We start from the raw sequence: 20,542 nt of genomic DNA, 5'->3' as shown, positions 1-20,542 counted from the left end.
CGGATGCCATCCGGCCTGAAGGCTCCTTTTTTCGGCCATGACCAGAAGATCTGCTAATTTTGGCGTCGGCACCCCCGGGATCCGGTGGCGGGCGGTCGCGCTGGCTCTTTTCGCGCTGGTTCTCGGCCTGGCGATCTCTCATTCGATCGGCATCAGCTTCATCATCGATGACCGGCATTTTGCGCTTGCCGCCCGGCAATGGGCCGAGCACGCGCCCTATGTCGGCAAGACGCACTGGGAACTGCGCAACGCCATCGTCCTGCCGCTGGCGTTGCTGATGCGCATCTGGCCCGACGACCCTCTGGTGTTTTTCCTCCTTCCGGCGGTCTATTTTGTCGGCTTCTTCCTGCTGTTCTTTTCGTTTTTCCCCAAACGGATCGGATGGGGGGCAAGTCTGCTTGCGGCGGCGCTGCTGCTCGCGACGCCGATCGTGCGCGACTATGGCGGGCGGTTCTATCCCGATTTCATCGAGCTGTTCTGGGTCGGCTCCGCGCTGATGCTGCTGTATCGCGCGTGGGAATTGCGTGACATCGGGCATCGTGCGGGGCAGCGCCGCTGGCTACTTGCCGCCTCGGGTCTCGCCACCGCGCTGGCCATCATGACGCGCGAAACAGCGGCATGGATGGTGCTGCTCTATGGCTGGCTGCTGCTGCGCGGTCGGCCGTTTTCGCGCGGCGATGTGCTGATGGTCGCGGCGGGCGCCGCTCCGCTGCTGGTTGCCGACTGGCTGTTCCTCTATGCCAAAACCGGCGACATTCTCTATCGCTTCCATGTTATCACGGCGCACACGGATATTCCCTCTGCGCATCTGCGCGGCGGCGTCTATCGCGGGCAGGTTCTCCTCAATCCCGACCTCGCGGCGCGCTGGACGGTCGATGGACCGATTTATGTCCACTGGGCAATCAATCCGATCCTCTATTTCTTTCTCGATATCCGCTATTGCCTGCTGTGGTGGTGGAGCGCGATCGTGGCGTGTGTCGCGTGGCGCAGCGGGGGCATTCCCCGGCAGTATCGCGGCCTGCTGTGGGCGTTGGTGGTGGTCGCGGTCGTTGCGTTTGTTTTCCCCACCTATGTGCTGATGGTGTCGCAGCGGCCGCGTTACTATCTGGTGACGCTCTGCTGCGTCGCGCTTATCGGCGGGATCCTGGGCGCGGAACTGTGGCGGCAGGGGCGCGTGCGTTGGCTGCTTAAACTGCTGCTGGCCGTGCAGATCGTCGTCATGCTCGTCAGCCTCGACATGCGCAGTTCCCGCATGACGCTCCCTTGGGCCGCCGCCGATCTGGTGAAGGAAACGCGGGAGCCGGTCTATATGCGCGCCGATCTGGCGGAGGCGGTCTATTGGGCCGTGCCGCGCGCCACGTTTGCCCGCTTCGTCCGGGTCGGGAAAACACCGGTGGGCCATAAGGAACTGACCGTCGAAGACTGGATCGCCGCGCGCAAGACGCATGCGAAGGTTCCGCCTCCGCTGGAAGGATGCTGGGCGCGGTCGGATGTCCGGAATATCTATCGCACCGGGTGGAAAGCGACGCTCTATCATCTGACGAACAGCGTCGGCCTGCCCGTCAAATCCTTGCACAAGCTCGATTTCCGCCTGATTTTGCACCGTAAGGTGTCGGACGCCCCCTGCCCGGCGGGTCGAGCGCAAAGCGCACCCCCGCCCATCTGATCCTCTGGACATGCCGGTCCAAAAATCCCATAGGCCGGGCAGTCTTTTCGCTCCCACTGCCTAGGGGAAATTCCATGGCCCAATCCATGACCGTCATCCGCGAAGCCGACCTGATCGAGAGCGTCGCCGACGCGCTGCAGTTCATCAGTTACTATCACCCGATGGATTATATCCGCGCGCTGGGCGTCGCCTATGAGGCGGAGCAGGGCCCGGCCGCAAAGGACGCGATCGCGCAGATCCTCACCAACAGCCGTATGTGCGCGGAGGGGCATCGTCCGATCTGCCAGGACACCGGCATCGTAAACGTGTTCATCAAATGGGGGCAGGATTGCCGCCTCGAGTCGGACAAGAGCCTGCAGGATGTCGTCGATGAAGGCGTGCGCCGCGCCTATCTTCACCCGGAAAACCGCCTGCGCGCCTCGATTTTGCGCGATCCCGCGTTCAGCCGCGTCAACACCAAGGACAACACGCCCTGCGTGCTCAATGTCGAGATGGTGCCCGGCAACACCATCAGCGTCGATGTCGCGGCCAAGGGCGGCGGGTCGGAAAACAAGTCGAAGTTCAAGATGATGAACCCCAGCGACTCGATCGTCGACTGGGTGCTCGAAATGGTGCCCCAGATGGGCGCGGGCTGGTGTCCGCCCGGCATGCTCGGCATCGGCATCGGCGGCACGGCGGAAAAGGCCGTGCTGCTCGCCAAGCAGAGCCTGATGGAGCCGATCGACATGGCGCAACTGAAGGCGCGCGGTCCGCAGAACAAGATCGAGGAACTGCGCATCGAAATCTATGACAAGGTCAACGCGCTCGGCATCGGCGCGCAGGGGCTGGGTGGTCTCTCGACCATCCTCGACGTCAAGATTACTGACTATCCCTGCCACGCGGCGGGCAAGCCGATCGCGATGATCCCCAACTGCGCGGCCACCCGCCACGCGCATTTCACGCTCAATGGCTCCGGCCCCGCCTATCTGGAGCCGCCCAAGCTCGACGAATGGCCCGATGTCCATTGGGCGCCGGACAAGGCCGCGATCCGCGTCGATCTCGACTCCCTGACCCCGGACGTGGTGCAGAGCTGGAAGGCGGGCGACCGCCTACTCCTCAACGGCAGGATGCTCACCGGGCGCGATGCCGCGCACAAGCGCATTCAGGATATGTTGGCCAAGGGCGAGCCACTGCCCGTCGATTTCAAGGGTCGCGCGATCTATTATGTCGGCCCGGTCGATCCGGTCATGGGCGAAGTCGTCGGCCCGGCCGGCCCGACCACCGCGACGCGCATGGACAAGTTCACCGACATGATGCTCGACCTGGGCCTGCTGACCATGATCGGCAAGGCCGAACGCGGCATGGGCGCGGTCGAGGTGATCAAGAAGCACAAGGTGACGTACCTGATGGCGGTCGGCGGCGCGGCCTATCTCGTCGCCCGCGCGATCAAGGGCGCGAAGGTCGTCGGCTTCGAGGATCTCGGCATGGAAGCGATCTACGAATTCACGGTCGAGGACATGCCCGTCACCGTCGCCGTCGACAGCGAAGGCAACAATGTCCACCACCTCGCCCCCCTCGTCTGGCGCGACAAGATCGCCAAGGAAGGCCTGCTCGCCGGGGCGTAATGCGGATGGGGCGGCCTCCTTACCCCTCCCCTTTATCGGAGGGGCAGGGGTGGGTGGTGCCTCGCAGGTCAGCGCCCTGATTACCGCGTCGAACAGCCGCTATCACGCGGAAGCGGACTGTCCGGACACGACAACTTCGCGGACATAGTAGCTATATCGTCAGCCAAACGATAAATCCTACGGCCAACAGAATCGCGAGTGCACATCCCCAACGAGGAATTGGCGTTCCCACGTCGTAATCGCCGTGATCCACAAAGCGGCGAACTTTCCGTCGTTGCCGAAGGGCATACGCGTAGTCTCGGACGCGAATGTCCGCGTCGTCGAGATAATGGTACACAATCTCGGGCGTGGCATCGATATGTAACTGCGGCTGAAGTTCTCTTATCAGGCGCTCCACCTCCGACCAATCGGGAAGCTCTCGCTCTTCGGCAGCGAGAATAATTTTCAAGCGGCGGCGTAGCTCGTCCAGTTCCATCGGGTCATACTACAAGCAAGGGTTATCCGTGCAATGTCCGCTACCCACAACATCTCGGTCATTTGAGATTGCCTTTACCTGTCCTATAAGCTGCCAGTGCCTAATACCAACGCCCTACTTCGGATAGCTTACACCGCAGCAGAGCAAGGCGATTTTGACCTTGCTCGGCGTTGCTATGAACAGGGTGCAGCCCTAGGCGACTTCTTATGCCTTCATGCTCTCGGCTACATGTATGATATCGGTGAGGGCATGCCCGAAGACAAAACTTTGGCAATGAAAATATATCGTAGAGCATGGCGCCTTGGGAGCCACGCGTCGGGGACTAACATCGCTATTTTATACCGTGAGCGGGGCAAGATCAGGTTGATGTTTCGCTGGTATCAGCGGGTAGCGGCCGCTGGTGATGGAAGTGCCCAACTCGAAATGGCGAAGTGCTATCTAAGAGGTCGTGGCGTGAAGCGCGACCCACAAGCAGCACTCCGCTGCCTCGCCGCCGCCGAGGCTTCAAATTACATCAGTGAATACGAGCGAGACTTAGCGCGGCGGCTGTTGCGTAAGCTTCGCTTGCGCCGGGTCTAAGTGTCATGGCTGATCAGTTGCCCCTGAGCAACGACCACTTCCCACAACATTCCCACCATTCACCCCGTCGAATATACCCGCTAAATCCAGACCTCACCCCACATACAACCCACTCCGCCTACTCCCCAAACGGATCCGCCGCTGACGCACGGGTAAGGAAATTCTGCGCGCCCGCGCGGGTCTGGTCGGTCCATCCCATCGCGCTGCGCTCCTCGCTGCTTGCCGCGTCGTAGCGCGCGATCAGCCAGCTGTTGTACGCGCTCATCGCCGCGATGCCGGATTTGCCCGATGTCGCGCGCGTATAGGCCGCGATGCTGCGGCTGTGCAGCTCCGCCTTCGCCTCGGCCATCTCCGTCGGCGTGAACTGCTTGCCATGGTCGAGCGCCATCGCCGAAAGCGCCCGCGCGCTCAGGTGCGAGAGGTCGGGCGTGCCCTTGCCGTCCTTCTTCCACTGGTCGAGCGCCTGGCGCACCTGCGCCGCGAGCGTGTCGATCGATTTCGCGTTGTCGGCGTTTTCCGTCGCCGCCAGCTCGGCGTTCGCCGAAATGGAGATCGACGATCCCGTGTTGCTCGGGCCGCTGCTGGTGTCGGTCGCCTCGGCGTTCGCGCGCTGCTCGGCGATCAGCCGCTGCATCGCGGCGGTCGTCTGCGCCGTGCCATAGGTTCCGCTCGAAAGGCCCTGGCTGCTGTTAAGTATCGACCATAAGGACATAAATCCTCCTTTTCCTCGCGCGCCCGTCCTGCCGGAACATGGTTAACAAAATCTGTGCACGGTCCGCCCGCAACCAACCGTCCGCCCGGGCGTAGTGCCAGAGTGCGAAGGAGATTAAGGGCTTTTGCTCGGCCTGATCCTCCTCTACCGCTCGTCGCCATCGACACGGACGACGGGGCTGGCGATCGGCAGGATCGCACGCCCGAAGTGCAACCTCCCCAGGGTGACGACGATTGAGGGCAGAAATGGACCCGGGCGGATGCCCAACCCCAGTGTGCACAAGCGGCCGAACCGGTCGACCGGATGTGCCGATCCGCCCGCAACGGTCGATCGGTGGGCGCACGCAGGCCCGCCGCGCATTGTTCGTCATCCCTAATCACCTCGTCCTTTCATGCTGAGGGCCGCAGGCTGGCTGGGCGCGGCGATCCTGTGGATCGTGATCGCATTGGCGCTCGCGGCCACACTTGTCCCCGCATTCCTTGATCGCATTTATTACGAGGGGCCGCACTCCGGTCACTTCGACGGCGCGCGCTTCGCGAATCCCGATGGGGACATCGGCTTTCCCGTTCCGCCCGGTGCGCCGCGCGGAAACATGCTGACCCGCTGGCTGTGGGTCAATCTCGACCGGCCCCCCTGGCCCGATCATGTCGATGTCCGTCCCACGAAGCCGCCCGCGCGGGTCACCGGCTCGGCGATGCGCGCGACCTGGGTCGGGCATGCCACCGTGCTGGTGCAGGCGGGCGGGCTCAACATTCTGACCGACCCGATCTGGTCCGATTACGCCAGCCCCCTTCCGGGTGTCGGACCCAAACGCGTCGCACAGCCGGGGATCGCATTCGCAGCCCTGCCCAAGATCGACATCGTTGTCGTCAGCCACAACCATTATGACCATCTGGACATCCCGACGCTCAAACGCCTGTGGGATCGTGATCGACCGTTGATCGTCACCGCGCTGGGGAACGGCAAGCTTCTCCGCGATGCGGGGATAGGAGCGCGCGAAGGCGATTGGGGCGCGCAGGTCGACCGGCCCGGTGCAAAGGTCCATATCCTGCGCAACCACCACTGGTCGAGCCGCTGGGGCAAGGATCGCAACCGCGCCCTCTGGTCGAGCTTCCTGATCGAAACCGGCGCGGGGAATGTCTACTTCGCGGGCGATACCGGCGCAGGCGACATGCGCTGGCCGCTCGAGGCGCGGCGCTTCGGCCCGATCCGTCTGGCGATCATCCCGATCGGCGCGTTCCGCTTCTATCCGGGGCAGATGGACAGCGAGGCGCACATCGGTCCCCGGCACGCGGTGCAGGTGTTTGAAGCGCTCGGCGCGTCCACCGCCCTCCCGATTCACTGGGGCACCTTTCGCCAGACCTACGAAGCGCGCGATACGCCCCCGGAGATGCTGCGGCTTCACCTGCGCTGCGCGGGGATCGCGCCAAACCGCTTCGCGCCGCTGGCGATCGGCGCGGCGATGAACGTCCCGCCCTACAGCTTCGTCCGGCCGGGCAAGCAGGATGCGGCGGCCTGTGCGGATCGTTCGCCCGAGATGATGCGGCTGCGCTAGGCCCCGGATTTTGCCCGGGGATCATCGCGGCATTATTCCCGGCGATCACCGCAGGCAGTCGTCCAGCCCCTCCCGCTGCACGATCGGAATACGCCGCGCGATCGCGTTGCCATAGTGCCGGGTAAAGCCGACCGGCGCCACCGCGCCGCGCTTCTTGGGAAGCGGCAGAACGGCGGCAATCCGCGCCGCTTCGGTCCGGCTCAGGCGGCTGGCATCGTGATGGAAATAGCGCATCGCCCCGGCGTTCGCGCCATAGGTGCCGATCCCCGTCTCCGCGACGTTGAGATACACTTCCATGATCCGCCTCTTGCCCCACACCGCCTCGATCAGCAGCGTGAAATACGCCTCCAGCCCTTTGCGCAGCAGCCCGCCATTCTGCCACAGGAACACGTTCTTGGCGGTTTGCTGGCTGATCGTGGATCCACCGCGGATACGCCCCCCGGACGCGTTGTGCCGCATCGCCTGCGCGATCGCGACGCCGTCAAAGCCGTGGTGCAGGCAGAACTTGCCGTCCTCCCCGGCAATCGCGGCGCGCGCCATATTGGGGGACATGTCGTCCAGGCTCATCCAGTCCTTGGTGATGCCGTTTCGATCGAACAACATGGTGAGCGTCACCGGCGGCGGCACGAAGCGATAGAGCACCACCATCAGCACCGACAGCGCGATGAAGCCGCCGACGATGCGCAACGGCCAGAGGATCCACGGAGAACGGCGCGATTTCGCGGCGGGTTTGCGAGCCATGGGGACGTTGTAATCACGGATGCCCGCGCGGGGAAGGGGGGCTGGATGAAGCCCGTCTCCTCAAGGGAAGAAACGAGCGCCGACGATTTGGCTCAGGCCGGAGCGAAAAGCGCAGGAAATCGCGCTTCGCAGCCCGCCGGTGCGGAATGGATTAAGCCAACAATTCCACATCCCAGTAGAGCCAGTCGTGCCAGCTGTCGTGCAGATGGTTGGGTGGAAAGGCGCGGCCATGTTCCTGCAACTGCCAGGTCGTCGGGCGGATCGGCGGCACGGTCAGCTTCATATGCGCTTCCTTGGGCGTCCGCCCGCCCTTGCGCAGGTTGCACGGCGAACAGGCGGTCGCGACATTCTCCCACGTCGTGCGCCCGCCCGCGCGACGCGGCACGACATGGTCGAACGTCAGGTCGTGCGGGCTGCCGCAATATTGGCAGGTGAACCGGTCGCGCAGGAACAGGTTGAACCGCGTGAACGCCGGATAGGCGGACGGCCGCACATATTGCTTCAATGCGATCACCGAGGGGATCTTCATCTGGAAGCTGGGCGAATGCACTTCCCGCTCATAGGTCGATACGATGTCCACGCGGTCGAGGAACACCGCCTTGATCGCCGTCTGCCAGGGCCACAGGCTCAGCGGATAATAGCTCAAGGGCGTATAATCGGCGTTGAGCACCAGTGCCGGACAACTTTCCGGGTGTCGTATGACGTCGGGATGATACATAAATCGACCGTGACCCCAATTGTGCGCCCGCTCATCGCCGACAAGCGTGACAGGCGCATGACAGCATTAACCACCTTCTCCCGTCAAGAGCCTGTATGAGCCCGAGCGACGAACTACAGAATATGGTGACCCGCTTCGCGCCGAGCCCGACCGGGCGTCTGCACATCGGTCATGGCTGGTCCGCGCTGATGGCGCACGACATGGCGCGCGCGGCGGGTGGCGCGTTCCGCCTGCGGATCGAGGATATCGACGGCACGCGCAGCCGACCCGAGCATGTCGCGGGCATCCTCGAGGATCTGCGCTGGCTCGGCATCGACTGGGACGGGGATGCGGTGATGCACCAGTCGCAGCGGCTGGATGTCTATGCCGCCGCCCTTGACCGGCTGAAGGGGGAGGGGCTGGTCTATCCCTGCTTCTGCACCCGCGCGGAAATCGCCGCCGAGATCGCCGCCAGCGCGTCCGCCCCCCATGGGCCGGAGGGTGCGCTGTATCCTGGCACCTGCCGCGCGCTTTCGCCTGCGCAGCGTGCCGAACGGGCCGCGCAAGAACCGCATTGCTGGCGCCTCGATATGGCCGCCGCCCTCGCGCGCAGCGGCCCCATCCGCTGGCGTGATGCGGAGCAGGGCTGGATCGACGCGCATCCTGAACAGGCGGGCGATGTCGTCCTCGCCCGCAAGGATGCGCCGACCAGCTATCACCTCGCCGCGACGACCGACGACGCCGCGATGGGCGTGACCCATGTGCTGCGCGGCGAGGACCTGCGCACCGCGACCGATATTCATGCGCTGCTCCAGACGCTGCTCGGCCTGCCCGGCCCGGTCTATCGCCATCACCCGTTGCTCGTCGACGCCAGCGGCAGGCGCCTCGCCAAGCGCACGGGTGGCATCACGCTGGCCGAACTGCGCGAAAGCGGCGCGGATCCCGCCTGTCTTGCCGCCGATCTTCGCTCCGGCGTGTTTCCGGTTGGAATCTCCCTCCAGCACGCCTAGATTGCGGGCATGAGCAATGTCCTTCTCACGATCCTCCTCGTCGCCGCCATGGGCGCGACCGTTTTCATGCTGGTGCGCGGCGTCGTCGCTTTCCTGAAAACGACCGAACAGGAACTCAATTCGAAGGAACAGGGCCCCAGCGCGTCCGCCCTCAAACAGAACAAGGCGATGTTCGGCCGCATCATGTTTCAGGGCATCGCCGTGCTGATCGTCGCGGTGCTCCTTCTCCTGAAGGGCCACGGGTCGTAAGCCCAGCCTCATGGTCAAGCTCAACAAGATCTACACCCGCACCGGTGACGATGGGACGACCGGGCTGGTCGACGGATCGCGCGTCGCAAAGGATGCGCCACGCATGGTCGCCGTGGGCGATGTCGACGAAGCGAACAGCGCGATCGGCCTGGCCATCGTTGCGGTGGGCGAGGGCGAAAGCGCCACGCTCCTGACGCGCATTCAGAACGACCTGTTCGATCTCGGCGCGGATCTCGCCACGCCGATTGCCGATCCCGAACCCAGCTGGGCGCTGCGCATCATCGCGTCGCAGGTCGAGCGTCTGGAACGGGAAATCGACGGCATGAACGACGCCCTTGCTCCGCTTGACAGCTTCATCCTGCCCGGCGGATCGCCTGCCGCCGCCGCCCTCCACCTCGCCCGTGCCATCACGCGCCGGGCCGAACGCAGCGCCGTCGCGGCCGCGCGCGATGTGGCGCTCAATCCCCATGCCCTGGCCTATCTCAACCGGCTATCCGATCTGCTGTTCGTCATGGCGCGGCACGTTAACGCGCAGGGCGCGGGCGACGTCAAATGGGTGCCGGGCGCTTCCCGCTGACGCCGTAGCGCGCAAAAGGGTGGATCATCCGCCTGGCCTGCGCTAAGCGGGCCGCGATTTACGTTCACGGAAAGGGATCTCATGCAGACTATGGCGGTCATCGGCGCGGGCCAAATGGGCGCGGGCATCGCACAGATTTCGGCGCAGGCGGGCTATAAGGTGCTGCTGTCGGATATCGATATCGCGCGCGCCGAAGCGGGCAAGGCCGGGATCGCCAAGCAGTTTGCGCGGCTCGTCGAAAAGGGCAAGCTCGAACAGTCCGCCGCCGACGCCGCGCTCGCGCTGATCGTCCCGGTCGCCGATTACGCCCCGATGGCGGACGCCAGCCTCGTCATCGAAGCCGCGACCGAGCGGGAAGACATCAAGCACACGATCTTCGCCACGGTCGGCAAAGTGCTGGGCAAGGACGCCATTCTTGCCTCCAACACCTCGTCGATCTCGATCACGCGGCTCGCCCGGTCCGCGCCGGATGCCGCGCGCTTCATCGGCCTGCATTTCTTCAATCCGCCCGCGCTAATGCCACTGCTGGAAATCATCCGGGGCTTGGGCACCAGCGACGCGACCGCGCAGGCGGCACAGGATTTCGGCGCCAAGATTGGCAAGCAGACCATTCTCGCCACCGACAGCCCCGGCTTCGTCGTCAACCGCATTCTGCTCCCGCTCCTCAACGAAGCCTTCTTCGCCGTGGGTGAGCGCCTCGCCTCGATCCCTGACATCGATCTGGGCATCAAGCTTGGTCTTGGGCACCCCATGGGGCCGCTGACGCTGGCCGACATGATCGGCCTCGACACCTGCCTCGATATCCTGAAAGTGTTTCAGGGCGACACCGGCGACTCGAAATACCGTCCTGCCCCGATCCTGCTGAAACTGGTCGAAGCCGGCTGGTACGGCCGCAAGACGGGCAAGGGCTTCTACGATTATTCCGGGCCGGAACCCGTCCCGAGCTTTTGAGGCCACTTCGCCCCACATCCGTTCAGGCTGAGCCTGTCGAAGCCCCGTATTTCTTGAGATAGAAGAACGGTCCTTCGACAAGCTCAGGACGAACGGAGGCAGAGTGCTCAAGAGCACCAACCACATTGCCACGGCGTGGAAAACACGGCACATTGATCGCACAGCGATGTGGGGTGTGCCATGACCGAAGAAACACCGACCCAACCCGATCCCACCGACCCCCGGCCCGTGGACGCTACGCCGCCGCCATTGGCCGAACATCCCGCGGCCACACCGGCCCCGGGGTTTGAGTTCAACCGGCCGACCATCATCGGGCTGCTCTATGTGGGCGCCTATATCACCGGGATCAGCGGCATCATCGGGCTGGTGCTCGCTTATGTGTGGAAGGGCGAACCGCACGAACCGTGGGAAGCCACCCACTACACCTATCTCATTCGCACCTTCTGGATCGGCCTGCTGGGCGTGTTTCTCGGCGTGCTGACGCTCATCGTTGGTATCGGTTTCCTCATCCTCGCGGGGCTGTGCATCTGGACGCTGGTGCGGATCGTGCTGTCACTGGTGAATGCGCAGAAGCGCGCGCCGATGCCCAATCCGCAGACCTGGCTGGTGTGATCGCCTGGAGGGAAAATCCTCCACTCTTTCCCCTCGCGTGAAAAGCGTCTAGACGCGCGCGCATGACCGACAAACACGCTCCCGATCCCGCCCTGCTCGCCAAGGCCGAAGTCCTCACCGAAGCGCTGCCCTATATGCAGCGCTATGCGGGGCAGACCTTCGTCGTGAAATATGGCGGCCACGCCATGGGCGACCCAGAACTGGCGAAGGATTTTGCCGAAGACGTGGTGCTGATGAAGGCGGTCGGCATCAACGTCGTCGTCGTGCACGGCGGCGGGCCGCAGATCGGCGCGATGTTGAAGCGCCTCGGCGTCGAATCGAAGTTCGTCGGCGGCCTGCGAGTGACCGACGCGGAAACCGCGCAGATCGCCGAAATGGTGCTCGCGGGCAGCATCAACAAGGAAATCGTCGGCTGGATCAGCCAGGCGGGCGGCCGCGCCGTCGGCATCTCCGGCAAGGATGGCGGGCTGGTGCTGTGCGAAAAGGTCGCGGGCAAGCGCGAGGCCGACCCCAACAGCGGCATCGAACGGCATGTTGACCTCGGCTTCGTGGGCGAGCCGGTGCAGGTCGATCGCCGCATCCTCGACAGCCTGACCCGCGACGGGATCATCCCGGTGGTCGCGCCGGTGGGCATCGGCGCGGACGGCCACACCTACAACGTCAACGCGGACACGATGGCGGGCGCGATTGCCTCCGCGCTCGGCGCGTCGCGCTTCTTCCTGCTCACCGACGTTGCGGGCGTGCTCGACAAGCAGGGCGAGCTGCTGACCGACCTGCGGCCGGACGACATCCGCGCGTTGCAGGGCGATGGCACGATTTCCGGCGGCATGATCCCGAAGCTCGAAACCTGCCTCAACGCGGTGCAGGGCGGGGTGGACGCCGCCGTCATCCTCGACGGACGCGTGCCGCACGCGATGCTGCTGGAAATCTTCACCCGGCGTGGCGCGGGGACGTTGGTGCGGGCGTAACGACGGGGAACACTTGTCTTATCCCCGCCCCCTGCGCTAGAGCGACGGGGCACAACGCAGGCATTTCCCGCCTGTTTCACGCGGAGTGTTCATGGCCTACGCTTTGTACCAGATCATCACCATCCTGCTGAACGTGCTGTGGTGGATCATCATCGTTCAGGCGATCATGAGCTGGCTGATCGCCTTCAACGTCATCAACATGCACAACGATTTCGTCCGCTCGATCATGATCGCGCTCGATCGGCTGACCGCGCCGATCTATCGCCCGATCCGGCGGATCCTGCCGGATCTCGGCGCGCTCGACCTGTCGCCGATGGTCGTGCTGCTCGCCATCGTCATCATCCGGCAGGCGATCCTGCCGCCGCTGTTCGGGGCGATGTTATAGACGAACCGACGACCCTCCCCTGGCGGATCGACCGCGATGCTGTGCTGGTGCAGGTTCGCCTGACGCCGCGCAGCGCGAAGGACGGCTGGGGCGGCACATGGACGGATGAGAAGGGCGCGCTGTGGCTGCGCGCGCAGGTGCGGGCGGTGCCGGAGCAGGGAAAGGCCAACGCCGCATTGATCCAGCTCATGGCGAAGGCGGTCGGCTTGCCGCATCGCTGCATACAGCTGGAGGCGGGCGATGCCAGCCGGCTGAAGCGATTGCGGATCACCGGGGACGCCGCCGCCATCGCAGCGCATTTGAAGAAGGGACTGGACCAATGACGAGCGTGGGCAAACTGATCGATGGCAAGGCGTTCGCCGCCGGGCTGCGCGTCGAGGTTGCGCAGGGTGTCGCCACCTTCGTCGCGTCGCAGGGGCGCAAGCCCGGCCTCGCCGTCGTACTGGTCGGCGAAGACGCGGCCAGCGCCGTCTATGTCCGCAACAAGGGCAAGATGACGGTCGCGGCTGGGATGGAAAGCTTCGAGTTCCGCCGCCCCGCCACCATCAGTGAGGACGAGCTGCTCGAACTGATCGAGGAACTGAACGGCGATGATCGCGTCGACGGCATCCTCGTCCAGCTGCCCTTGCCGAAGCATATCGACGAGCAGGCGGTCATCGCGAAGATCGATCCGGCCAAGGATGTCGACGGCTTCCACGTCGTCAACAGCGGTCGCCTTGCTGTCGGCCTGCCCGCGCTGGTGCCGTGCACCCCGCTCGGCTGCCTGATGCTGCTGAAGGACGAACTGGGCGACCTGTCCGGGCTGGAAGCGGTCGTCGTCGGTCGTTCCAACATCGTCGGCAAGCCGATGGCCGCGCTGCTCTTGGGCGAAAGCTGCACCGTCACCATCGCGCACAGCCGCACCCGCGACCTCGCCAGCGTTGTCCATCGCGCGGATATCGTGGTCGCCGCCGTGGGCCGACCGGAGATGATCAAGGGCGACTGGATCAAGCCCGGCGCGACCGTCATCGACGTCGGCATCAACCGCGTGCCCGGCGACGAGGAAGGCTCCACCCGCATCGTCGGCGATGTCGCCACCGCCGAAGCCATCCCGCATGTCCGCGCGATCACGCCCGTGCCCGGCGGCGTCGGCCCGATGACCATCGCGGTGCTGCTCCGCAACACCCTCGTCGCCGCCTGCGCCCGGGCCGGAATCGCGGCGCCGGTGGGGTTGTAGGTCGGGGGGGCGGGGCGAATGGCCGCGCCCTTGGTGACGTAAGCGAGCGGTTAAAGTGGGAGTGGACGTTCCGGATACCACAACGTTTCGGACATGGTGGTGCTTAAAGTCATTCTCAGTTGCAGACGCGCTCGCCGTATTGCATCACGTGGGAATGACATGGCTTGCCGAAATTTTAATCCAAGGGTTTTGGGAAGGAGTAGTCGAGCTATGCTACCGAAAATGGGGGTGGATTGGCGGCGCAGCGGCTTTGCTAGGGCCGTTTATTATTGGCGGGCTATTGCTTTGGCTGGTGTTCGGCTAACGACAACATTGCGGACATTGGGCAGGCATCGAATTGAGTTTCTGGGTTCGTCACCCCGGGCTTGACCCGGGGTCCCGCTTCTTTGATGCTGAGCTCATGCAGGGGGGATGGGTCTACATCATGGCAGACTGCTATCGCGGCACGATGTATGTGGGTGTGACGTCTCATCTGCCTGCACGCATTCATCAGCATCGCGCCGGCACGGGTTCTGATTTCTGCGCGAAATATGGCCTATCTCGCCTCGTCTGGGCGGAGCGGGGTGAAGATATTGCAAGTTGCATCGCGCACGAGAAACGCATCAAGCGCTGGCGGCGGCAGTGGAAGTTCGACCTGATCGAGCGCGGCAACCCTGATTGGCACGATCTCTTCGAGCGACTTGCCTGAAAAAACAGCGGGACCCCGGATCAAGTCCGGGGTGACGGTGAGGATAGGTAGCTCCCCACAACAAAGCTGACAAAGCCCGCTGACCCCATCCGGCCGTTAGCCTACCCCTTCCACATCCGCCGTTCTTCGGCGCTTTTCAGCACATCGTAAGCCGCCTGGATCGCCTGGAATTTCTGCGCGGCCGCCGCGTCGCCGGGCTTCACGTCCGGGTGGTTTTCCTTTGCCAGCCGCCGCCAGCTTTTCTTGATCGCCTCGAAATCGGCGTCGCTGTCCAGCTCCAGCAGTTCGAGCGCGCGCATCTCGTCGCGGGACCGGGTGCCGTCACCGGGCGCCCCCCACCCGTAGAAGGTGCCACCGCTGAAGCCGCCCGCGTCGCGCCGCTCATTATGCTCGCGCGTCGCCCGCTCTTCCTCGTCCAGTCCCTGAAAATAGTCCCAGCCGCGGTTATATTCGCCCGCATGCTGCTGGCAGAAATACCAGCGTTCCGGGCTGTTGGGCGATTTGGGCGCGGGGCAGTCACCCGGCTGGTCGCAGCCATGCCGGTCGCACATGCGCACCTGCTGCGCAGCACGGTCCGCGCCATAGCCGCCCCAGCGGGGAAAGCCCCAGTCATTCTTGCGTCCTGCGCGTGCCATACACTCTCAACTGTAGGGACGACCGCCGCCCATGGAAAGCCGCAAAGCCTTGCCGTCGATAAAAATGCCAGAGGATCTGTAAGCCGGGTTCTGTCCACCGCGCCCTGCGGCACGGATGGGCGACCATTCCTCTAGGACCGGGATCGCTCCCGGCCTCCAGCAACCAACCCGGGCGGTCCCGGTCGAAAACTGCCTGCCCCGCTTGCGCGGAGCGCGCCGCCCCTATTCGGTCTTGCTCCCGGTGGGGTTTACCGTGCCGTCCGCCGTTGCCGGGGACGCGGTGCGCTCTTACCGCACCCTTTCACCTTCGCCTGGCCGAAGCCTTAGAGTTGCCTCTGGGCGACCTGCTCTCTGTTGCACTGTCCCTGGGGTCGCCCCCGCCAGCCGTTAGCTGGCACCGTTATTTCGTGGAGCCCGGACTTTCCTCGCCGTGCCGAAACACGCCGCGGTCGCCCGATCCTCTGGCGCAGCCGTCATAGCGCAACGGGGCGGGGGAGGATAGGGGGGGAATGGCCGAACGGGCGTCACGCCGTTCGCCCTGCGGTGGGGCTTGGCGAAGTCGAAGCCCCACCGCGGGGTGCTGCGATACGTCCTTTCGACACGATCAAGGACTACTCAGCACGCACGGCACCTGAACCGGGTTCCCATCGTTAGGCCGGTTTTAACGGCGCACGGTTAAAGCGATTGCATGACAGCGCCCTCTCCCCCCCGGCCCAGACCTCGGCTTCGGGAACTCGACGCCCTGCGCGGCATCGGGGCGCTCGCGGTATTGCTGTTCCACTACACCACCCGCTTTCCCGAAATGTTTCCCGGCGCATCGCATGTCGGCATCCACATCGCGGGCGGGCATTACAGCGTGCTGCTGTTCTTTGCGCTGTCGGGCTTCGCGATTTTCTTCTCGCTCGAAAAGCTGAACCATATTTCGGATTTCGCCGCCGCCCGCTTTGCCCGGCTGTTCCCGGCTTATTGGGCGGCGATGGCCGTGACGCTGGCGGTGCAGGCCGTGGCGCAGGTGCCGTTGTTTGCCGTTTCGACAACGGCGCTGCTCGTCAACCCGACCATGCTCCAGCCCTTTTTCCGGCTGCCCTCCGTCGACGGCGCCTATTGGACGCTGGCGGTGGAGCTGGCCTTCTACGCCTGCATGGCGCTCGTCTGGCGGCTGGGCTGGCTGCACCGGATCGAGCGGGTGCTGCTCGTCTGGCTTGCACTCAAATGGCTGCTGTGGGTGTGGCCGGGCATGCCGGAAGCCGCCGTGATGCTGCTCGACCTGCGCTACATCCACTTCTTCGCCATCGGCCTCATCGCCTACCGCGTGTCCGCCGGGCACCGCACATGGACGCAGCAACTGCCGCTGATTGTCGCGACCTTCGTGACCATCGCACGGGTCGAGACAACCGACGTATTCGTGGTCGCCGCCTTGTTGCTGCTCGTCTTTCAGCAGGTCGTCGCCGGGCGGATGCGCTGGCTGTGCGTGCGACCGCTGCTTTGGCTCGGGGCGATGAGCTACCCGCTCTACCTCGTCCACCAGCATGTCGGCATGACGATCATGCTGCGCGCGGGGGAGGCGGGGTGGAATCCATGGATCGGCTTCGCGCTGGCAACGGCGACCGCCCTCGCTATCGCCCAAGGCATCCATCGCGTCATCGAGCGCCCGGCGGGTGACGCGATCCTTGCCCGCTGGCGGGTCTGGACCGCCACCCGCGCCGCCAAGCCCTCGACACCGCCCCCTGCACGCGGCCGTCTGACCGAACTCGACGCCCTGCGCGGCCTCGGCGCGATCCTGGTCGTGAACTTCCATTATTCCACGCGCTTCCACGAGATGTTCCCGCAGGCAGGCCATGTGCCTTTCCACATTTTCGGGGGCAATTACCGCGTGCTGCTGTTCTTCGCGATTTCCGGCTTCGCGATCTTCTTCACGATGGACGGCCTGAAAAGCGCCTGGGATTTCGTCGTCGGCCGCTTCGCGCGCCTGTTTCCCGCCTATTGGGCGGCGATGACCCTGACGCTGATCGCCGAATATTATGGCCATGTCCCCGCGCTCGACATCTCGCCGCTCGCGCTCGCTGTCAACGTGACGATGCTGCAGGCGTTCTTCTTTCTGCCCGCCGTCGATGGCGCCTACTGGACGCTGGCGGTCGAGCTGGGCTTCTACGCCAGCATGATCACGCTGTGGCGGCTGAACCGCCTGCGTCATATCGAGCGCACGCTGCTGGTCTGGCTTGCGCTCAAGGTGCTGATGTTCGTCTGGCCCGACATGCCCGAACGGGCCATCATGCTGCTGGTGCTGCGCTACATCCCGTTCTTCGCGATCGGAATGTTGAGCTACCGCGCGTGGAAGGGGCAGCGGACATGGCTCCAGCAGGCACCCTATCTCGCCGCCGTGCTCGCCACCGTCGCCCTCACCGACACGCCGGATCTGCTGATCGCGGCGGCGCTGCTGATCTTCTGCTTCCGTCTAATGATCGGCGGTGCACTCCGCTGGCTGTGCTGGCGGCCACTACTGTGGGTCGGCGGGATCAGCTATTCGCTCTACCTTGTCCATCAGCATATCGGCTTCATCATCATGCTGAATGGCGACCGGCTCGGGATCGACCCGTGGATCAGCTACGTCGTGGCCGTGGCCACCGCTTTCGCGCTCGGGGCGCTGATCAACCGCACGATCGAAAAGCCCGCCGCCCGCTGGGTCCTGGCGCGGTGGAAGGAGCGGCAAAGTGGGGCGCCCAAGCTGCGGGCAGCATAGATTTGCCAGCCGTTCGTCCCGAGCAGGGACTTCGACAGGCTCAAGGACTACTCGGCGCGAACGGAGTTTGATCGCGCTTCGCAGCCCCGCATGAGCGGAATGGCTAGACGGCGATGCCGCCTGCCGCCAGCACCGCCAACGTCACCAGTTCGCTCGCGGTCGACGCCATGGTTGCCACCTGCACCGGCTTTTCCAGCCCGACGAGCATTGGCCCGATCACCGAATCGCCGCCCAGCTCGCGCAGCAGCTTGGCCGACAGGTTGGCCGATTGCAGACCGGGCATCACCAGTACGTTGGCCGGGCCGGACAGGCGGCTGAACGGATAATTCTTCATCACCGCCGGGTTGAGCGCCACGTCGGGCGCCATCTCGCCCTCATACTCAAAATCGACGCCGCGCTGGTCGAGGATCGCAACCGCCTCGCGCAGATTTTCGAGCCAGTTGCCCCACGGATTGCCGAACGTCGAGAAGGACAGGAACGCCACGCGCGGGTCATGGCCCATGCGCCGCGCGACCGCCGCCGTGCCTTCCGCGATGTCCGCCAGTTCCGATGCAGTCGGCCGCTCGTTGACCGTGGTGTCGGCCATGAACACGGTGTGCGACCGGCCGACGAGCACATGGATGCCGAACGGCGTGCGCCCCGCGACCGGGTCGATCACGCGGCGCACTTCGCGCATCGTTTGGCTGTAGGTGCGCGTCACGCCGGTGATCATCGCGTCCGCCTCGCCCAGTTGCAGCAGCAGCGAACCGAAGATGTTGCGGTCGCGGTTCACCATCCGCTCGCAATCGCGGCGCAGATAGCCGCGCCGGTGCAGCCGCCCGTAGAGCAGATCGACCATGCGCGGCACCAGCGGCGAATTGACGCTGTTGTGCACCTCGAAGCTGTGCGGGTCGGCAACGCCCATGGCGCGCAGCCGGTCATAGACGTCCTGCCGCCCGACGAGCACCGGAATGCCGTAGCCGCCATCGCGGAACTGGATCGCCGCGCGCAGCACCACTTCCTCTTCCGCCTCGGCAAAGACGACGCGCTTGGGGTGCGCCTTCGCGCCTTCATAGGCGAGCGTCAGCACCGATGTCGTCGGGTTGAGCCGCGCCTTCAGGGACTGGCGATAGGCGTCCATGTCCTCGATGCGGATGCGTGCGACGCCACTGTCCATCGCCGCCTGCGCGACGGCGGCGGGCACCACTTCCATCAGGCGCGGGTCGAACGGGGCGGGGATGATGTAATCCTCCCCAAAGCTGTGCGATGTGCCATAGGCGCGCGCCACTTCCTCGGGCACCTGCTGGCGGGCCAGTTCGGCGATCGCCTGCGCCGCCGCGATCTTCATCGCCTCGTTGATCGCCGTCGCGCGCACGTCGAGCGCGCCGCGGAAAATGAACGGGAAGCCCAGCACATTGTTGACCTGGTTGGGATAGTCGGACCGCCCGGTGGCGACCACCGCATCGGGGCGCACCGCCTTCGCATCGGGCGGGGTAATTTCCGGATCGGGATTGGCCATGGCGAAGATGATCGGCCGGGCCGCCATGTCCTTCACCATGTGCGGCGACAGAGCGCCCGCCGCCGACAGGCCGATGAACACGTCCGCGCCCTTCAGCGCCTCTTCCAGCGTGCGGGTGTCGGTCTTGGCCGCATGGGCGGACTTCCACTGGTCCATGCCGGTGGTGCGGCCCTGATAGATCACGCCGGACCGGTCGCACATGATGACATTGTCGTGCGGCGTGCCCATCGCCTTGATCAGCTCGGTGCAGGCGATCGCCGCCGCGCCCGCGCCGTTGACGACGATCTTGATGTCCTTGATGTCGCGTCCGGTCAGGTACAGCGCGTTGATGAGGCCGGCGGCGCAGATGATCGCGGTGCCATGCTGGTCGTCATGCATCACCGGGATGTTCATCTTTTCCTTGAGCGCCTGCTCGATGATGAAGCATTCCGGCGCCTTGATGTCTTCCAGGTTGATGCCGCCGAAGCTCGGTTCCAGCAGCGCCACCGCATCGATGAACGCCTGCGGGTCTTCCGTGTCGATTTCGAGGTCGATGGAATCGACGTCGGCGAAGCGCTTGAACAGCACCGCCTTGCCCTCCATCACCGGCTTGGACGCCAGTGCGCCCAGATTGCCCAGGCCCAGGATGGCCGTGCCGTTGGAGATGACCGCGACGAGATTGCCCTTGGCCGTATAGTCATAGGCAGTGGCCGGATCCTCTGCGATCGCGCGGACCGGAACCGCGACGCCGGGCGAATAGGCAAGGCTCAGGTCGCGCTGCGTCGCCATCGGCTTGGACGCGATAATTTCGATCTTGCCCGGCCGCCCGGTCGAGTGGAAGAAAAGCGCTTCCCGCTCCGAAAACTCCACGTTGGATTTTTCCGTCATGCTATTCCCCGCTCTCGTTCCGATGTCACCACCCCCCTAGCGTCATTTCGTCCGGCGGAACAAGGGGAAGGGCGGTAAAAAATGGGTGATTGCTTTGCGCCATCCCCACCCACCAAC

General features: G+C 64.7%; 22 protein-coding genes and 1 other RNA gene. 15 read left to right on the top strand and 8 right to left on the bottom strand.

The genetic code is table 11. The features are described from left to right. Window positions 1-37 precede the first annotated feature (37 nt). Both FHS92_RS08335 and FHS92_RS08330 read left to right on the top strand, forming a co-directional pair. The gene (locus FHS92_RS08335) at window positions 38-1,666 is read left to right on the top strand and encodes a glycosyltransferase family 39 protein (RefSeq protein ID WP_184079454.1); all 1,629 of its coding nucleotides are present in this window, start codon (window positions 38-40) and stop codon (window positions 1,664-1,666) included. 86 nt (window positions 1,667-1,752) lie between these two features. Next, complete coding sequence (locus FHS92_RS08330) at window positions 1,753-3,270, top strand: fumarate hydratase (RefSeq protein WP_184080275.1); 1,518 nt, start codon at window positions 1,753-1,755, stop codon at window positions 3,268-3,270. Window positions 3,271-3,421: 151 nt separating this feature from the next. Here FHS92_RS08330 and FHS92_RS08325 read toward each other — a convergent pair whose 3' ends face one another. Then, a complete protein-coding gene (locus FHS92_RS08325; protein ID WP_184079452.1) occupies window positions 3,422-3,745 on the bottom strand; it encodes a hypothetical protein in 324 nt (107 codons plus the stop codon). A gap of 96 nt (window positions 3,746-3,841) precedes the next feature. On the opposite strand from FHS92_RS08325, the gene FHS92_RS18735 reads away from it, so the two are divergent. Next, window positions 3,842-4,324, top strand: a complete 483-nt coding sequence (locus tag FHS92_RS18735) for a tetratricopeptide repeat protein (RefSeq protein WP_425506234.1) — start codon at window positions 3,842-3,844, stop codon at window positions 4,322-4,324. 118 nt (window positions 4,325-4,442) lie between these two features. On the opposite strand, the gene FHS92_RS08315 is transcribed toward FHS92_RS18735, so the two are convergent. Further along, window positions 4,443-5,036 carry a hypothetical protein gene (locus FHS92_RS08315; protein WP_184079448.1) on the bottom strand — a complete coding sequence of 198 codons (594 nt, stop codon included), beginning with the start codon at window positions 5,034-5,036 and terminating at the stop codon, window positions 4,443-4,445. Between the two features lie 144 nt (window positions 5,037-5,180). Further along, window positions 5,181-5,396 (bottom strand): hypothetical protein, encoded by a 216-nt coding sequence (locus tag FHS92_RS08310; RefSeq protein ID WP_184079446.1) that lies wholly within the window; start codon window positions 5,394-5,396, stop codon window positions 5,181-5,183. A gap of 31 nt (window positions 5,397-5,427) precedes the next feature. Between FHS92_RS08310 and FHS92_RS08305 the strand changes: the two genes are divergently transcribed. Next, window positions 5,428-6,591 carry an MBL fold metallo-hydrolase gene (locus FHS92_RS08305; protein ID WP_184079444.1) on the top strand — a complete coding sequence of 388 codons (1,164 nt, stop codon included), beginning with the start codon at window positions 5,428-5,430 and terminating at the stop codon, window positions 6,589-6,591. 45 nt (window positions 6,592-6,636) lie between these two features. Here the strand turns inward: FHS92_RS08305 and mtgA are convergent, their stop codons facing one another. After that, a complete protein-coding gene (gene mtgA, locus FHS92_RS08300; RefSeq protein ID WP_184079442.1) occupies window positions 6,637-7,332 on the bottom strand; it encodes a monofunctional biosynthetic peptidoglycan transglycosylase in 696 nt (231 codons plus the stop codon). A gap of 151 nt (window positions 7,333-7,483) precedes the next feature. Then, window positions 7,484-8,050, bottom strand: coding sequence for an HNH endonuclease (locus tag FHS92_RS08295; protein WP_184079440.1), 567 nt, complete (start codon window positions 8,048-8,050; stop codon window positions 7,484-7,486). A gap of 95 nt (window positions 8,051-8,145) precedes the next feature. Here FHS92_RS08295 and gluQRS point away from each other — a divergent pair, with 95 nt between their 5' ends. The 10 genes from gluQRS (at window position 8,146) to FHS92_RS08245 (ending at window position 14,685) form a co-directional block, all read left to right on the top strand. Further along, window positions 8,146-9,039: a tRNA glutamyl-Q(34) synthetase GluQRS gene (gene gluQRS, locus FHS92_RS08290; protein WP_246351873.1), complete on the top strand. Its 894-nt coding sequence runs from the start codon at window positions 8,146-8,148 to the stop codon at window positions 9,037-9,039. 9 nt (window positions 9,040-9,048) lie between these two features. Further along, on the top strand, window positions 9,049-9,288 hold the full coding sequence (locus tag FHS92_RS08285; RefSeq protein ID WP_184079438.1) for a twin transmembrane helix small protein: 240 nt from the start codon (window positions 9,049-9,051) through the stop codon (window positions 9,286-9,288). Window positions 9,289-9,298: 10 nt separating this feature from the next. After that, the gene (locus FHS92_RS08280; protein WP_184079436.1) at window positions 9,299-9,865 is read left to right on the top strand and encodes a cob(I)yrinic acid a,c-diamide adenosyltransferase; all 567 of its coding nucleotides are present in this window, start codon (window positions 9,299-9,301) and stop codon (window positions 9,863-9,865) included. 81 nt (window positions 9,866-9,946) lie between these two features. Next, complete coding sequence (locus FHS92_RS08275) at window positions 9,947-10,816, top strand: 3-hydroxyacyl-CoA dehydrogenase family protein (RefSeq protein ID WP_184079434.1); 870 nt, start codon at window positions 9,947-9,949, stop codon at window positions 10,814-10,816. A gap of 180 nt (window positions 10,817-10,996) precedes the next feature. Continuing rightward, window positions 10,997-11,428, top strand: coding sequence for a DUF4870 family protein (locus tag FHS92_RS08270; RefSeq protein WP_246351872.1), 432 nt, complete (start codon window positions 10,997-10,999; stop codon window positions 11,426-11,428). A gap of 62 nt (window positions 11,429-11,490) precedes the next feature. Continuing rightward, window positions 11,491-12,396 carry an acetylglutamate kinase gene (gene argB, locus FHS92_RS08265; RefSeq protein ID WP_184079432.1) on the top strand — a complete coding sequence of 302 codons (906 nt, stop codon included), beginning with the start codon at window positions 11,491-11,493 and terminating at the stop codon, window positions 12,394-12,396. Between the two features lie 91 nt (window positions 12,397-12,487). Next, the gene (locus FHS92_RS08260; protein ID WP_184079430.1) at window positions 12,488-12,781 is read left to right on the top strand and encodes a YggT family protein; all 294 of its coding nucleotides are present in this window, start codon (window positions 12,488-12,490) and stop codon (window positions 12,779-12,781) included. A 41-nt stretch (window positions 12,782-12,822) separates the two neighbouring features. After that, a complete protein-coding gene (locus FHS92_RS08255; RefSeq protein ID WP_343056699.1) occupies window positions 12,823-13,104 on the top strand; it encodes a DUF167 family protein in 282 nt (93 codons plus the stop codon). Further along, window positions 13,101-13,997, top strand: coding sequence for a bifunctional methylenetetrahydrofolate dehydrogenase/methenyltetrahydrofolate cyclohydrolase FolD (folD, locus tag FHS92_RS08250; RefSeq protein WP_184079428.1), 897 nt, complete (start codon window positions 13,101-13,103; stop codon window positions 13,995-13,997). Before FHS92_RS08255 ends, folD begins: the two co-directional genes overlap by 4 nt. Window positions 13,998-14,397: 400 nt before the next feature. Further along, window positions 14,398-14,685: a GIY-YIG nuclease family protein gene (locus FHS92_RS08245; protein ID WP_184080267.1), complete on the top strand. Its 288-nt coding sequence runs from the start codon at window positions 14,398-14,400 to the stop codon at window positions 14,683-14,685. A 101-nt stretch (window positions 14,686-14,786) separates the two neighbouring features. Here FHS92_RS08245 and FHS92_RS08240 read toward each other — a convergent pair whose 3' ends face one another. Together FHS92_RS08240 and rnpB are read right to left on the bottom strand one after the other, a co-directional pair. Then, a complete protein-coding gene (locus tag FHS92_RS08240; RefSeq protein WP_184079426.1) occupies window positions 14,787-15,320 on the bottom strand; it encodes a J domain-containing protein in 534 nt (177 codons plus the stop codon). A gap of 63 nt (window positions 15,321-15,383) precedes the next feature. After that, window positions 15,384-15,785: RNase P RNA component class A (gene rnpB / locus FHS92_RS08235), an RNA gene on the bottom strand. Between the two features lie 223 nt (window positions 15,786-16,008). Here rnpB and FHS92_RS18650 point away from each other — a divergent pair. After that, a complete protein-coding gene (locus tag FHS92_RS18650) occupies window positions 16,009-18,060 on the top strand; it encodes an acyltransferase family protein (protein WP_343056698.1) in 2,052 nt (683 codons plus the stop codon). 103 nt (window positions 18,061-18,163) lie between these two features. On the opposite strand, the gene FHS92_RS08220 is transcribed toward FHS92_RS18650, so the two are convergent. Further along, window positions 18,164-20,425, bottom strand: coding sequence for an NADP-dependent malic enzyme (locus tag FHS92_RS08220; RefSeq protein ID WP_184079424.1), 2,262 nt, complete (start codon window positions 20,423-20,425; stop codon window positions 18,164-18,166). Window positions 20,426-20,542: the final 117 nt, after the last annotated feature.

Origin of the sequence: Sphingobium subterraneum, from assembly GCF_014199435.1 — a bacterium.
Lineage (GTDB): Bacteria > Pseudomonadota > Alphaproteobacteria > Sphingomonadales > Sphingomonadaceae > Sphingobium > Sphingobium subterraneum.
Note: the sequence above shows the minus strand (reverse complement) of the source record. Positions and strands in the feature narration are given on the sequence as shown.